Consider the following 13,646-nt stretch of genomic DNA (forward strand, 5'->3'; position numbering starts at 1 on the left):
CTGCACTGGGTCTGCAAGCGTAGGAGGCGTCATGAAATGGGAGCCGGGGCAGGGGTCAGGGATGTCCATACCCAAGGAGCGTCACTACTCGGATCGTGTGGGCTGGCTGCGAGCGGCGGTGCTGGGCGCCAACGACGGCATCGTTTCCACCGCCAGCCTGGTCATCGGCATGGCGACGGCGGGCGCGACGCTGGCTGGCGTGCTGACCGCCGGGGCGGCCGGGGCGGTAGCCGGAGCGATGTCGATGGCCGCGGGCGAGTACGTCTCGGTCAGCTCGCAGAAGGATACCGAACGCGCCGACCTGGCGCGCGAACGTCGCGAGCTGGCTGCCAACTATGAGTTTGAAACCCGTGAACTGGCGGATATCTACGAAGCGCGGGGCCTCTCCTCTGCGCTTGCGCAGGAGGTCGCAGAAAAGCTGATGCACCACGACGCGCTGGCGGCCCATGCGCGTGATGAACTCGGTTTCAGCCATGTCAACGAAGCGCGGCCTCTACAAGCGGCGGTGGCCTCGGCGCTGACCTTTCTCGCCGGTGCCGCGCTGCCGATCGTCGCCTCGCTGCTGGCGCCTCGTCAGGGGATCGCGCTGGTCGTCGCCATCGGTTCGCTACTGGCACTCGGCCTGCTGGGGATCCTGTCGGCCAAAGTGGGCGGTTCGCGCGTGCGGGTCGCTGTCGTCCGAGTGGTCGTGTGGGGTGTGCTGGCCATGGCCGCCACGGCCGGGGTCGGTTGGGTGTTCGGTGTTGTCGGCACCTGATCGGCTTCGCGTTCGGCCCGTTCCGATCGCGCTCGGCTTGTCGAGAGAACAGCGCTCGACTAGGTTTTGTCTGAAAAGTCGTCGAGCGAAGGTCAGACAAGGCAAAAATCGGTGAAAACGGACCGGGCTGGCGTACCAGTTTACGCGGTGTAAATGAGTACTTTGAGCCGATTTTTAACGCCGTATGGCCGAGCGCAGGCAGTTTTCAGACAAAGCCTAAGACCGATAGCGTCGCGTAGCAAAGCTACGCTCATGGGCAAGCGCTCTGGCGTTCGCTCTGCATCGCGGATGACTCGATTCAGTCAGTGTATCCAACCCGAAGCCAAGGAGCGGCCAATATGGTCAAGAAGACCGAAATCCATGCGCAACAGCAGTCGCTACCCGGCAAGGAAGGCTTGATGCAGCCACCGGCGGAGTTCATCCGGCCGGGCTATCGCGGCAGCGGCAAGCTGGAGGGCAAGATCGCCCTGGTGACCGGCGCCGACAGCGGCATCGGCCGCTCCGCGGCGATCCACTTTGCTCGCGAGGGTGCCGACGTCGCGATCATGTATCTCAGCGAGGACGAGGACGCCCGAGAGACGCAGCGGCTGATCGAGGCGGAAGGGCGGCGCTGCCTGTCGATTGCCGGTGACATTCGCGACGCTGCGTTCTGTCGCTCGGCGCTTCAGCAGGTCGTCGACACCTTCGGCGGGCTCAACATTCTGGTCAACAACGCCGGCACCCAGCAGGTGTGCACCGATCTTACCGAGCTCGACGATGACCAGTGGGAACAGACCTTCGCCACCAACATTCACGGCATGTTCTATTTGACCAAGGCGGCATTGCCGTACCTGGGAGAAGATGATTCGATCATCAACACCGCTTCGGTCAATGCGTATATCGGGCCCGATTTCCTGGTCGACTACACCGCCACCAAGGGCGCGATCATCAGCTTCACCCGTTCGCTCTCCAATCAGGTAGTGGCGCGCGGCATTCGGGTCAATGCGGTGGCGCCCGGCCCGGTGTGGACGCCGCTGCAACCCGCCACCCTGGGTGCCCACGATCCGCAGATGCTGGAAGATTTCGGTTCCGACACGCCGATGGGGCGGGCCGCGCAGCCGTCCGAGCTGGGGCCGTGCTATGTCTTTCTGGCATCGCTGGACGCGTCCTTCATCAGCGGCCAGACGCTACACCCCAACGGCGGCATGATCGTCAACGGTTGATCGGTCACCCAAAGATCGAAGTCATGGAGCCCTGCTCGGGAATCGCCCAGGGTCTTCGAGCACCAACAGCAATTCTCGGGCAAAAGGAGGCCCCGAACATGCCAGGTACGACTCACAATCTGCCGCCACGTCAGGACAGCTGGCTGGATCGGCCGGCGCATCATCACTGGCTGGAGTGCGAAGGCCAGCGCCTGCTGGCGTTCTATCGTGCCTCGCGCCATGCCGAGTGCGGTTTTGCGGCGCTGGACGAAGACGGACGACTGCCGGCGGATGCCAACCCCGACACCATGATCACTGCCCGCATGACGCACTGTTTCGCGCTGGCCGCCATGCGTGGCGAGCCCGGCATGGCACCGCTGGTGGCACACGGCGTCGCGGCATTGAGAGGTGGGTTGCACGACGATGAGCACGGCGGCTGGTATGGCGAACGGCCCAAGGCGGGCGAAACGCAGACCAAGCAAGCCTACATTCACGCCTTCGTCGCGCTGGCGGCGGCCAGCGCCTGGCAAGCCGGCAACGAAGACGCCAAGCCGCTGCTGGACGATATCATCGACGTGATCGAAACCCGGTTCTGGTCCGAAGACGAAGGGCGCATGCGCGAGGGGTTTTCCCGCGACTGGCGCGAAGACGAGGCGTATCGCGGCGGCAACAGCAACATGCACTCGACCGAGGCCTTCCTGCAACTCGCCGACGTTCTCGACGAGACGAAGTGGCGGGCGCGGGCGCTCTCCATCGTCGACAGGATCATTCACGCCCACGCCAGGCCCAACGACTATCGTGTCGTCGAGCACTTCGACAGCGAGTGGAACGAATGGCGCGACTACAACCAGGAAACGCCCAAGGATCAGTTCCGACCTTACGGCGCTACGCCTGGTCACGCCTTCGAATGGGCGCGGCTGATGTTGCATCTCGAAGGCGGGCTGCTGCGCCATGGCGAAGCGGCGCCGGGCTGGCTGCTGGAGGATGCGCAGGGGCTGTTCCATAGCGCGACCGAGCTGGCGTGGAACGTCGATGGCGAGCCAGGGCTCATTTACACTCACGACTGGAAAAACCAGCCGGTGGTTCACGAGCGCATGCACTGGACGCTGGCCGAAGCCGCCGCCACGGCCGCGGCGCTGCTCAAGCGTACCGGCGACGCAACCTACGAAACCTGGTATCGCCGTTTCTGGGATTACATCGATCGTTTTCTGATCGATCGCGAACGGGGCAGCTGGTGGCAGGAACTCGACCGCTACAACAACCCCTCCAGCGAAATCTGGAGCGGCAAGTCGGATCTCTATCACGCCTATCAGGCAACGCTGCTGCCGCGACTGCCGCTATCGCCGACGATGGCCAGAGCCATCGCCGACGGAGCGTTGTAACCCCTGGGCGGACATTCGAATCTCCGCTCTCTGAAGCGCCTTGATCCATGATCGGGGCGTTTTCCTATGCGTTGTACGAAAATTGCCTGCGCTCGACAATACGGCGTTAAAACCGCCTCAAAATGCTCATTTACAACACGTAAACTTCGCTTTCTCGTTGGTTTTTGCCTTTGTCTCGCCTTCGCTCGCCGACTTTTCGTACGAAGCCGGGACCGGATGTCATTTCATACCTCGAAAGCGGCATGGGCTTCGTCGCTGAAGTCTGGCTAGCTATGACTTCCGACACTGACTTCCGACACATGGCCGTGAAGAGAACGACAATGGAATGGCTTGGGAATTATCGGCAGATGAGGCTGGGGTGGACCACGTTACTGCTGACAGCGCTGCTGCTGGGCGGCTGCGGCACGCAGGGCATCGAGCGGGAACCGGTGCAAGAGGCGCCTGCCAAGACCGCCAGGCAGTCCCCGGAACGTACCTGGGGGCCGGTGATGAAGGCCGTCGCCATGGCGCAGCTCTATCCGGATGGGAAGTCGGTGGTCGATCTGTTGCCCAAGCGCGACCCCGCGGCTATCGTGGCCGACTTCGAACGGCTGCAGCAGCAGGAAGGGGAAATCGACAAGGCCCGGTTGCAAGCCTTCGTCGATGCCAACTTCGATCCGCGTCCGGAGAACGAAACGCGCCTTAGCGAGGCGGCCGATACCTCGATCGAGACCCACATCGTCAACCTGTGGCCCTATCTGACACGGGACCCAGCGGATACCGACGAAGGCCCCTGGAGCAGTCTGGTCTCGTTGCCCGAGCCCTACGTGGTGCCGGGCGGGCGCTTCAATGAGATGTTCTATTGGGACAGCTACTTCACCATGTTGGGCCTGGCGCGCAGCGACCGCTTCGACCTGGTGCGCGACATGGTCGACAACTTCGCCTGGCTGATCGACACCTACGGGTTCGTGCCCAACGGTACGCGGACCTATTTTCTGACGCGTAGCCAGCCGCCGTTCTTCGCTCCGATGGTAGCGCTGCTGGCGGAGCATGACGGAGAAGCCGTCTATCGCCGCTATCTGCCCGAATTGATGCGGGAACACGACTATTGGATGCGCGGCGCCGATGAAATCGGCCCCGGCGAGGTACGTGAGCACGTGGTTCAACTGGCCGACGGCACCTTGCTCAATCGCTATCACGGAAGCGAGAACTGGCCCCGGCCGGAAGCCTACGCCGCCGAACGCGAGCTGGCCGCGCGTAGCGACCGGCCGGCTCCCGAACTGTACGGCCATCTACGAGCCGCTGCCGAAAGTGGCTGGGACTTCAGCTCGCGCTGGATGGCCGATGGCCAGCACCAGACCACCATCGAGACCCGCGATATCCTGCCGGTGGATCTCAACGCGCTGCTGTACCAGCTCGAACGCACCCTGGCGCATGCATGGCGGGTCGAGGGCGATGATGCCCAGGCGGCACGCTTCGAGGCGCTGGCCGAACAACGTCGAAGCGCGATCAACCGGGTCTTCTGGCAACCTGACGGGGGCTACTACACCGATTACGACTGGCGGCAGGGGCATCTGACCGATGCCATTTCAGCGGCCATGGTCTATCCGCTGGCGTTTGGCGTCGCCGATCCGGCCAAGGCCGATGCCACGGCCGAGACGGTGCGGCGCGAGCTGCTGCGCGCCGGGGGCATGGTCACCACCACGCATAACACCGGCGAACAGTGGGATGCGCCCAATGGCTGGGCGCCGCTGCAGTGGCTGGCGGTTTCCGGTCTCGACCGCTACGGACACGACGACCTGGCCGAAACCATCGCCCGGCGCTGGATCGAAACCAATCGCGCGGTCTACCAACAGACCGGCAAGCTGGTCGAAAAATACGACGTGGTCGACCCCGCCGTGGGCGGCGGCGGTGAATATGATGTCGTCGACGGGTTCGGCTGGACCAACGGCGTCCTGCTGGATCTGATGCACCGCTATCCGTCGCAAGCCAGCCAGTAGCCAAGTCTCGCCATTGAAGACGGCCGGGCCACAAGGTCCGGCCGTTTTGTGTGTCAGCACGCTCGGCAGCGTCGCTGTAACTGGAAATCCGAAGGCGACGTATACGGCAAAGCTACAAGCACTCCCCCGAGCGATCTCGACCGCTCGAGGACGTTAAAACGCTATCGTTGGCGTTACCAGTGGTAGCTGACTTTCGCCCGAATCTCGCGGCCCGGGTTGTAGTAGTTGGCCGTGCCGGAGCCGACGACGTGCTGCTCGTCGAAGATATTGCTGACGTTGATCGTGAAGTCGGTGTTCTGGACGATCCGATAGTCGAAGGCGGCGTCGAACAGCGTTGCCGAATCGCTCTTCGAGGTATTGGCGGCGTCGAAGTAGTAGCCATCGGTATAGCGGGCGCCCAGACCGACGCTCATCTTCTCGCCCGGCAGCGTGTAGTAACCCCAGAGCATGGCGGTGTGTTTCGGAGCGATGGCGAAATCGTTGCCCTTGATCGAGGTGCCATCACGCAGCGTGCCCTCTTCGACCTCCGTATCCAGATAGGAGTAACCGCCGACGATGCTCAGATTATCGGTCAGCTCGGCTTTGGCCTCGAGATCGAGACCGCGCGCCCGGGACGTTCCGATGGTTTGCTGGTCGATGGCGCCATTGTCCTGCACTACGGCGATGGTCACGTCGTCTCTTTCCAGGTTGTAGATCGCCGCAGAAAACTGGGCGTTCATCCCGTCGGGCGAGTATTTCAGGCCGATCTCCTGCTGTTTGCCGCGCTCCGGTGTGACGCCAATGGTGGGCGGTGCGACCGACTCTACGTAGCTGACGTAAGTGGAGAGTTCGTCGTTGACGATATAGGTCAGTGCGCCACGCACGGTGGTCTCCGAGAAATCGTCGCTGTCGTCGAAAGCGGCGCCGTAGGATTCCCCCTCGCTCGAGAGATCCATCGAGTCGTTGCGTACGCCGGCGCTGACCACGAAGCGATCATAGAAAGAGAGATTCTGCGTCAGGAAGACCGAACGAGTCTGGTAATCCTGGTTTTCGTACCGGTAGGGCGTCAGGTCTTCGGGACCGCCACTATAAACCGGGTTGGTGATATCGATGGGTTCCGCATTCCCGTAGATCGACTGGCTATCAGTCGAGGCGTCGCGGTACTCAATACCACCGAGGGTGCTGCTGTCGATCTCGCCGAAGCTGGCATCGTACTGCAGGATGGTATTGCCGATGAACTCGTGAGCTTCGGTATCGGTACCGAAATAGTCTCGGTTCACCACCGTGCTGGTGCGCGCAGCGACATCGTTAATATAGACGTACTGAAAGTCATCCTTGAGATCGCTATAACGCAGGTTCGTGCTCAGCGTCAGGCCGTTTTCGAAGTCGTGGCGCAGCTGGCCGGTGATGCTAGTGCGATCGACGTCTTGATCGTTGAAGCCGGGCTCGCCGAAGAAGTCGTCGCGGTCATACTCTCGGTCGAGCGGATAGCCGCCGCTATTGGGCGTGTCGTCTCGGTTGAGATAGTCGACGATCAGCGTTGCCGTGGTTTGATCCGTCGGTTCCCACGTCAGGCCGCCCATCAAAAGACCACTGTTATCCTTCGAGTGATCGTACTCTCGGTCGCTGTCCTGAATCTTTCCGGTGAAGCGATAGGCCAGTGTCTGGCCTGAGTCCAGGACATCGCCGACATCGATGCCGGCTTCCTTGTGATCGAACGATCCGTAGGAGAGAAAGCCGTTGCCGAAGCGCTCGAATCGTGGTCGCTTGCTGACGAAGTTGACCGATCCGCCCGGGTCGGCGGGGCCGAACAGCGTCGAGTTCGAGCCGCGCAGCACCTCGATGCGCTCGTAGGCGTATGGATCTTCACGCACGCCACGCATGGAGCCCAGCGTCATCCCGTCGCGATAGGTCGTGGCCTGAAAGCCGCGAATCTGGAAATAGTCGTTGCGGTCATCGGTACCGTAATAGTCAGTGATGACCCCGGGGGTGTATTGCAGAACCTCCTCGGTAGTCTGGGCGTCGCGCTGCTCGATCTCTTTCTGGGTAATCACCGAGACGGAAGCGGGCGTGTCCTGAATGCTGGTAGCGACCTTCCCGCCTACCCAAAGCTCCCGCGCTACGACGGTATCGGCGTCGTCGTCAGGCGCTGCCTGAGCGTTGACGATAACGGGAGATAGGCGGTACGCCCCATCGTCGCTCCCTGTCTGCTGCGCGTTTCCGAGCGCGGGAATGGTGAATAGTGCTGAACCGCAGAGAATCGCCGTGGTGGTGTGATGACACCATGACGGTTTCTCGCGGCTCACGATCGTGCGATTGCGACCGCTCATCGTGGTGTCCCCGAAAGTGAATGATCTCTTCTTATATACCCGCGGTTTTTTTATGGCGGGCTCGAGGATTATCCGGAGGACACACCTATCAGTCAATAATGATAATTCTTCTCAATTTCATTCGCGTTCATGATTGGCTATGCGATGCTGTAGAATCTTGCGCAGCCACTGCCGCGTAAGGCGTCGATCCACTATGTTGCCTCACACCCCGGATCGTCATGCGCTCTCCCGCTCCACCAGCCTCACCCCCAGGTCCAGCCGTTTATCGCTTTCCGGCAGTTCCCCCCTGAGGCGTGACAGCAGCAGTCGGGCGGTGTGCTGGCCGATTTCCCGGCGCGGTGGCTCGACGGTGGTCAGCGGCGGGACGGTGCTGGTGGTGAAGTCCAGGTTGCCGAAGCCGGCGAGGGCGAGCCGGCCGGGGATCTCCCAGCCCTGGCGCTGGCATTCGCACAGTACGCCAAGCGCCACCATGTCGTTGGAGCAGCCGATGGCTTCTATCTCGGGGTGGGCCTGCATCAGTGCCTGGGTCAGATGGCCGGTCTCCTCGGCATGGCTGCGTCCGCTCAGCTCGCGCAGCTCGACGGTGCCGCCGGCAGCTTCGACCGCGTCTCGAAAGCCGTGATAGCGGTCGCGGGCGCGCACGTCACGCTGGAAGTTGGTGCTGACGAAGGCCATTCGGCGCCGGCCCTGGCGCAACATGTGTTCGGCCACCAGGCGGCCACAGGTGTGATGCGAAAAGCCCACGATCATATCCAGCCCCGGCTGGCCGTAATCCCACATTTCGACGATGGGCGTGTCGTTGCTGGCGAGCACCGACAGCGACTTGCGGTTGTGCAGAAAGCCGGTCAGCACCAGGCCGGCGGGGTTCCAGCTCAGAATCGACCGGATCAGTTCCTCTTCCCGGGAGTCGTCGAACTCGGTATTGCCGATCAACAGCTGATAACCGGCGCTACGCAGATGGCGCTCCAGCGTCTCGAGCGTTTCCGAGAAGAACGAGTTGGTGATGGTCGGCACCAGCACGCCGATCACGTTGGAGCGCGACGAGGCCAGCCCGCCAGCCATGGTATTCGGCAGATAGCCCAGCCGGTCGATGGCCGACTGGATCTTCTCGGCACGCCGGGAGGAGACCTCATCGGGACGACGCAGGTAGAGCGATACCGTGCTCGGCGAAACGTTGGCCAACTGGGCGACTTCGCCCATGGTCACTCGCTGTGAACTGCGTCTGCTTCTTGCCACGGTTTCTGGCCCCTTCCTTCGCGATCACCGGGTTGTGTCGGTCCTCGCACCCGGCGTCTCGCTGATAAGCGTATGAATGTCTTGTGCTTTCGTGTCGATGCCGTTCGCTACGCTTTGTCTGAAAAATGTCTGCGCTCACCCATACGGCGTTAAAAATCGACTCAAAATGCTCATTTACTCCGCGTAAACTGGGACGCCAGCCCGGTCCTTTTTCGCCGATTTTGATTCGCTACGCTCACCCTTCGGGTCAGCCTTCGGCTGTTACTCCCTAAAGTCGTTGCGCCTTGTCTGGCTATCGCTCGCCGACTTTTCAGACAGAGCTAGTGTATCCAGTCCACGCTGAGGTTTCGTCTTTCTCGCCGGCTGCGGTCCGGGTTGAAGCGACGCTCTGCCGTGTCGGCGCGGCTACTTGTCCTTTGGTCTAAGGCTACGACGAATGGACGATTGGCAAAGATTGTCCGGTCAAAATCGTAGCGCTACGATTCTAGTCCATCTCGGCGGGCATCCGTTATTCGCCCAAAGGCTTAGGCGAGAGCAAGAGTTCGAATCAGCTCGGGAAGAGCGCACACAAGTCTGACGACGTCAGCCATGCGTTCTGTTTTCCGCCGTTTTCGCAGCGCTACGAAAAATGGAGCTAACCATGACAACATTGCGTTATTCGCTGGCCGCCCTTGCGCTGATTGGCGCAACCCATTCGGCGATGGCCGCCGATCATCTGGACATCATCGTGCCGTTCTCGGCGGGTGGCGCCACCGACATCGTCGCGCGCAGCTTCGAGCCGATCTTCTCGCAGCGGTTGGGTGTCACCTCGGTGGTACGTAACGTGGCCGGCGCCAGCGCAACAGTCGGTACGGCGGAGGTCGCCAATAGCGAAGGCAATCCCAACATCATCGGCTATGAACCCGCCGGTGCGCTGTCGATCCAGCCCTCGCTGAAGAAGCTGCCCTACGGCCCGGACAGCTTCACCTATATCTGCCGCACCGTTTCCAACCCGATGTTCCTGATGGTCTCGAAGTCTTCCGATATCGAGTCGTTCAAGCAACTGGTCGAGGAGTCGCAGGAATACCCCTTCCTGTATGGCTCTTCCGGCCCCGGCACGTTGCCGCATCTGGCCATGGCGGCATTGACGGTCAACAGCGATCTCAAGGCGGAGCACGTGCCCTACAGCGGTTCCGGCCCGGCGATGAATGCGCTTGCCGGCAACGAGATTCAGATCATGGCCGATACCGAGACCATCCTCGAAAACTACGACCTGCGCCCGTTGGCGGTCTTTGCAGAGAACCGAGTAGAGGGTTATCCCGACGTGCCGACGATGCAGGAACTCGGCCTGGCGGAGATGGACTTCGCCGTCTGGCAGGGCGTCGTCGCGCCCAAGGGAATTTCCGAGGAGCGCACTCAGCAGTATGCCGAGGCGTGCAAGGCGACGGTGGAATCGGACAAGTTCAAGTCATTCGCCGACAAGGCCAAGGCGGATATCGCCTATCTCGGACCGGATGAGTTCAAGGCGTTCGTGCAAAAGCGCTTCGCGGCCAACAAGCAGGTGCTCAAGGACGCTGGCCTGACGCCGTAACCCGTTCTTTCGACCTCTTGTTCTCTCGATTTCTCAGGAGCCGCGGTCCCATGTTCGCATTCTTGATCCATCCTCGAGTATTGACCGCGCTGGCCCTGTTGCTGGCTGGCGCCGGTCTTTCGATCACCGCGTGGCAGGGGCCGGCAAGCGCCATGCTGGTCCCCCGCATCGTGCTGACGATCTGGTGCGTAGTGGCGCTGGCGATCCTGATCGGCGAGTTGATCCGCCGCGTCCCGGTGAAACGCGTGACGCTGACGCCTCTGCCGCTGTTGATGGCGGCGATATTGATCGCGGCGATTGCCACGGCGAGTCTCGGCTTTCTGATCCCGGCGTTGCCGTTGGTGGCGTTGACGCTATGGCTGTTTCGTATCCGGCGGCCATTGCCGCTGCTGCTGGGCACGATCGTGATCGGTGGCGGTTTGTGGTTCCTGTTTCACCACGTGCTGATGATCCGGTTGCCGGCGCTGCTCACGAATGGAGTGATCTGAGATGGATGTGATTCTGGCGGCAATCAACGATGCCTTCACCTGGCAGGCGCTGCTCGCCATCGTGATCGGCACCTGGGCAGGCATCATCATTGGCGGCCTGCCCGGGCTGGGGTCGGTGGTCGGGTTGACGATCTTTCTGCCGTTCACCTTCGGCATGGATGTCATTACCAGCATGGCGCTGTTGATCGGCGTCTACTGCGGCTCGGTCTATGGCGGTTCGATCACCGCGATTCTGATCAATACCCCCGGCACGCCGCAGTCGGCGGCGACCACCTTCGATGGCTATCCGATGACCCAGCAGGGCCGCGTCGACGAAGCGCTGGGCTGGGCCACCTTTGCTTCCTTCTTCGGCGGCGTGCTCTCTTGCGTGCTGCTGATCTTCTGCGCCCCTCAGCTGGCGAAGTTCGCCGTCAATTTCGGCTCGATCGAGGTGTTCGCGCTGGTCTGTCTGGCGATGCTGTGCATCGTCGGGATTTCCCGCGGCAGCCTGCTCAAGGGGCTGGTCTGCGGGATGATGGGCTTCTTCTTCTCGACGGTGGGCAGTGACCCGATCACTGGCGCCGACCGCTTCACCTTCGGCACCTACGCGCTCAGCTCCGGGCTGGATCTGATCCCGGTGGTGGTGGGGGCCTTCGCGCTGTCGGAAGTTTTCGTGCGTTTCTCGGCGCGAGACGAAGAGGCGACGACCATTCCCGAGGCGCGGCTGCGCTTCCCGAACCTGCGCGAGATCGGCCGCCGTCTGATCGAACTGGTGCGGGGTTCGTTCATCGGCAGCTTCGTCGGCGCGCTGCCGGGCACCGGGGCGGCAGCAGCGGCCTTCATCAGCTATGCCGCGGCCCAGAAGCTGTCGCCGCGGCGGGCCAATCTGGGCAAGGGCGAGCCCGACGGCATCATCGCCTCGGAATCTTCCAACAACGCGGTGACCGGCAGCGCCTTCATCCCCACCCTGGCGCTGGGCATTCCCGGCGATGTGGTCACGGCGATGATGATGGGCGCGATGGTGATCCACGGCATTACGCCGGGCGTTCGTCTGATGGTCGACCAGGCGCAGACGGTCTATGCGCTGTTCGTGGTGCTGATCATCGTCAACGTGGCCATGCTGGTTCTCAGCAAACCCTCCATCGGCCTGTTCCGCTACCTGTTCAAGCTGCCGCTGGGCTTCGTGATGGGTGGCATCGTGATGTTCAGCTTCATCGGCGCGGTGTCGGTGCGCGGTAATCCGCTGGATCTGGTGGTCGCGGCGCTGACCGGCATTCTCGCCTACGTGCTGCGACGCGGCGGTTATCCGCTGGCGCCGCTGGTCATTGGCATGGTGCTGGGGCCGGAGCTGGAAAGCTCGCTACGCCGGGGGCTTCTGATCTCGCGCGGCGACTTCTTCTCGTTCTTCACCCATAGCGGCATCGCCACGACGCTGTTCGCGTTGATCGGGCTGTTCCTGGTCTGGACGACGGTGGCGGGCGTGCTCGATTGGCGGGCGAAGATCGCAGCCCGACGCGAGCCCGTATCGCCTTCGAGTAGCCGCGCATGAGCATCGACACCTTCGATTTTTCTTCCTTCGCCGATACTACCCGCAGAGCGATTTCTTGCCATGATCATTACTGACCTCAAGACCCACGTGCTGGCCGCGCCGCTGGAGCAGCCTTTCTCCTTCTCTCAGGGCTGGGTGCATCAGCGCACGGCAATGCTGGTGGAAATTCATACCGATGACGGCCTGGTGGGCTGGGGCGAATGCATCAATCACGGGTTGCAGCCGCCGCAGGTCGCCCAGGCGATGGTCGAGCACGCGCTCAAGCCGCTGGTGATCGGCCGCTCGATCTTCGACCGCGAAGTGCTGTGGGAGACGATGTACAACCACACCCGGCCCTACGGTCAGAAAGGGGCGGCGCTGTTCGGCATTGCCGCGATCGACATCGCGCTGTGGGATCTCGCAGGCAAGGCGCTGGGCCAGCCGATTCATCGCCTGATGGGGGGCGCATTTCGCAACGAGATCCGGCCTTACGCCACCGGCTTCTATCGTCGCGCAGGCGGAAAGTATCCCGAAGAGGTGGTCGAGGAGGCGCTGCGTCATCAGGCCAATGGCTACCGGGCGATGAAGCTCAAGACCGGTTTCGGTATCGAGGCGGACATCCGCGACATGCGCGCGGTGCGCGAAGCGGTGGGTGACGACATCGCGCTGATGATGGATGCCAACTGCGCCTACAGCGTGCCGGCGGCGCGACGCATTCTGATGGAGCTCGAAGAGACGCGTGTGCATCTGTTCGAGGAGCCGCTGAGCCCGGAGAACCGTCACGGCTATCGCGAGCTCAAGGGGATCTCTCGCACCTGGATCGCCGCCGGCGAGAACGAGTACACCAAGATCGGCTATCGCGACCTGATCAGTGAAGGCGTGCTCGATGTCATCCAGCCGGATCTCGGCGCCGCCGGTGGTCTCACCGAGTGCCAGAAGATCGCCGCCATGGCCCAGGCCTGGCACGTACCGTTGATTCCCCACGTCTGGGGGACCGGCATCGGGCTGGCGGCGGCGGTGCAGTTCATCGCCACGCTGCCGCCGCAACCGCTGTCGCTGACGCCCGACGAACCCATGCTCGAGTACGACCAGTCCGCCCACCCGTTCCGTCAGGAGTTGATCGGCGGCGAGTTCCAGCTCAATGCCAACGGCTGTGTCGAGGTGCTCGACAAGCCCGGCCTGGGTATCGAGATCGACCGCTCGATCATCGATCACTACACCATCCGCTAAGCCGTGC

Annotated in this window: 10 protein-coding genes; 8 read left to right on the forward strand and 2 right to left on the reverse strand. The window is 62.3% G+C overall.

All coding sequences use genetic code 11. The features are described from left to right. The first annotated feature begins 61 nt into the window (after window positions 1-61). The 4 genes from ACWHY3_RS00465 to treA all read left to right on the forward strand — a co-directional run bounded on the left by ACWHY3_RS00465 (window position 62) and on the right by treA (window position 5,299). Window positions 62-757, forward strand: coding sequence for a VIT1/CCC1 transporter family protein (locus tag ACWHY3_RS00465; protein ID WP_087720284.1), 696 nt, complete (start codon window positions 62-64; stop codon window positions 755-757). 338 nt (window positions 758-1,095) lie between these two features. Then, the gene (locus ACWHY3_RS00470) at window positions 1,096-1,959 is read left to right on the forward strand and encodes an SDR family oxidoreductase (RefSeq protein ID WP_071232373.1); all 864 of its coding nucleotides are present in this window, start codon (window positions 1,096-1,098) and stop codon (window positions 1,957-1,959) included. Between the two features lie 98 nt (window positions 1,960-2,057). Beyond that, a complete protein-coding gene (locus ACWHY3_RS00475; RefSeq protein WP_448127355.1) occupies window positions 2,058-3,320 on the forward strand; it encodes a D-mannose isomerase in 1,263 nt (420 codons plus the stop codon). 320 nt (window positions 3,321-3,640) lie between these two features. Next, window positions 3,641-5,299, forward strand: a complete 1,659-nt coding sequence (gene treA, locus ACWHY3_RS00480; protein ID WP_179208944.1) for an alpha,alpha-trehalase TreA — start codon at window positions 3,641-3,643, stop codon at window positions 5,297-5,299. 173 nt (window positions 5,300-5,472) lie between these two features. On the opposite strand, the gene ACWHY3_RS00485 is transcribed toward treA, so the two are convergent. Then, on the reverse strand, window positions 5,473-7,608 hold the full coding sequence (locus tag ACWHY3_RS00485; protein ID WP_087720280.1) for a TonB-dependent siderophore receptor: 2,136 nt from the start codon (window positions 7,606-7,608) through the stop codon (window positions 5,473-5,475). Window positions 7,609-7,824: 216 nt separating this feature from the next. Continuing rightward, window positions 7,825-8,808 (reverse strand): LacI family DNA-binding transcriptional regulator, encoded by a 984-nt coding sequence (locus tag ACWHY3_RS00490; RefSeq protein ID WP_087720279.1) that lies wholly within the window; start codon window positions 8,806-8,808, stop codon window positions 7,825-7,827. Window positions 8,809-9,484: 676 nt separating this feature from the next. Here ACWHY3_RS00490 and ACWHY3_RS00495 point away from each other — a divergent pair. The 4 genes from ACWHY3_RS00495 to ACWHY3_RS00510 are packed head-to-tail and all read left to right on the forward strand — an operon-like array spanning window position 9,485 to window position 13,639. Next, on the forward strand, window positions 9,485-10,414 hold the full coding sequence (locus ACWHY3_RS00495; RefSeq protein WP_332779418.1) for a Bug family tripartite tricarboxylate transporter substrate binding protein: 930 nt from the start codon (window positions 9,485-9,487) through the stop codon (window positions 10,412-10,414). A gap of 50 nt (window positions 10,415-10,464) precedes the next feature. Continuing rightward, the gene (locus ACWHY3_RS00500; RefSeq protein ID WP_322528469.1) at window positions 10,465-10,902 is read left to right on the forward strand and encodes a tripartite tricarboxylate transporter TctB family protein; all 438 of its coding nucleotides are present in this window, start codon (window positions 10,465-10,467) and stop codon (window positions 10,900-10,902) included. A 1-nt stretch (window position 10,903) separates the two neighbouring features. After that, window positions 10,904-12,430 carry a tripartite tricarboxylate transporter permease gene (locus ACWHY3_RS00505; RefSeq protein WP_071232366.1) on the forward strand — a complete coding sequence of 509 codons (1,527 nt, stop codon included), beginning with the start codon at window positions 10,904-10,906 and terminating at the stop codon, window positions 12,428-12,430. Between the two features lie 60 nt (window positions 12,431-12,490). Continuing rightward, a complete protein-coding gene (locus ACWHY3_RS00510; RefSeq protein WP_448127356.1) occupies window positions 12,491-13,639 on the forward strand; it encodes a mandelate racemase/muconate lactonizing enzyme family protein in 1,149 nt (382 codons plus the stop codon). The last annotated feature ends 7 nt before the right edge of the window (window positions 13,640-13,646 follow it).

This window comes from Salinicola sp. NYA28a, assembly GCF_976982775.1.

Bases quoted from the DNA above. Each gene is read 5' to 3' on its own strand.
- ACWHY3_RS00505 (WP_071232366.1), top strand. From the start codon at position 10,904: ATGGATGTGATTCTGGCGGCAATCAACGATGCCTTCACCTGGCAGGCG.
- ACWHY3_RS00470 (WP_071232373.1), top strand. From the start codon at position 1,096: ATGGTCAAGAAGACCGAAATCCATGCGCAACAGCAGTCGCTACCCGGC.
- ACWHY3_RS00485 (WP_087720280.1), bottom strand. From the start codon at position 7,608: ATGAGCGGTCGCAATCGCACGATCGTGAGCCGCGAGAAACCGTCATGG.
- ACWHY3_RS00500 (WP_322528469.1), top strand. From the start codon at position 10,465: ATGTTCGCATTCTTGATCCATCCTCGAGTATTGACCGCGCTGGCCCTG.
- treA (WP_179208944.1), top strand. From the start codon at position 3,641: ATGGAATGGCTTGGGAATTATCGGCAGATGAGGCTGGGGTGGACCACG.
- ACWHY3_RS00490 (WP_087720279.1), bottom strand. From the start codon at position 8,808: ATGGGCGAAGTCGCCCAGTTGGCCAACGTTTCGCCGAGCACGGTATCG.
- ACWHY3_RS00465 (WP_087720284.1), top strand. From the start codon at position 62: ATGTCCATACCCAAGGAGCGTCACTACTCGGATCGTGTGGGCTGGCTG.
- ACWHY3_RS00510 (WP_448127356.1), top strand. From the start codon at position 12,491: ATGATCATTACTGACCTCAAGACCCACGTGCTGGCCGCGCCGCTGGAG.
- ACWHY3_RS00475 (WP_448127355.1), top strand. From the start codon at position 2,058: ATGCCAGGTACGACTCACAATCTGCCGCCACGTCAGGACAGCTGGCTG.
- ACWHY3_RS00495 (WP_332779418.1), top strand. From the start codon at position 9,485: ATGACAACATTGCGTTATTCGCTGGCCGCCCTTGCGCTGATTGGCGCA.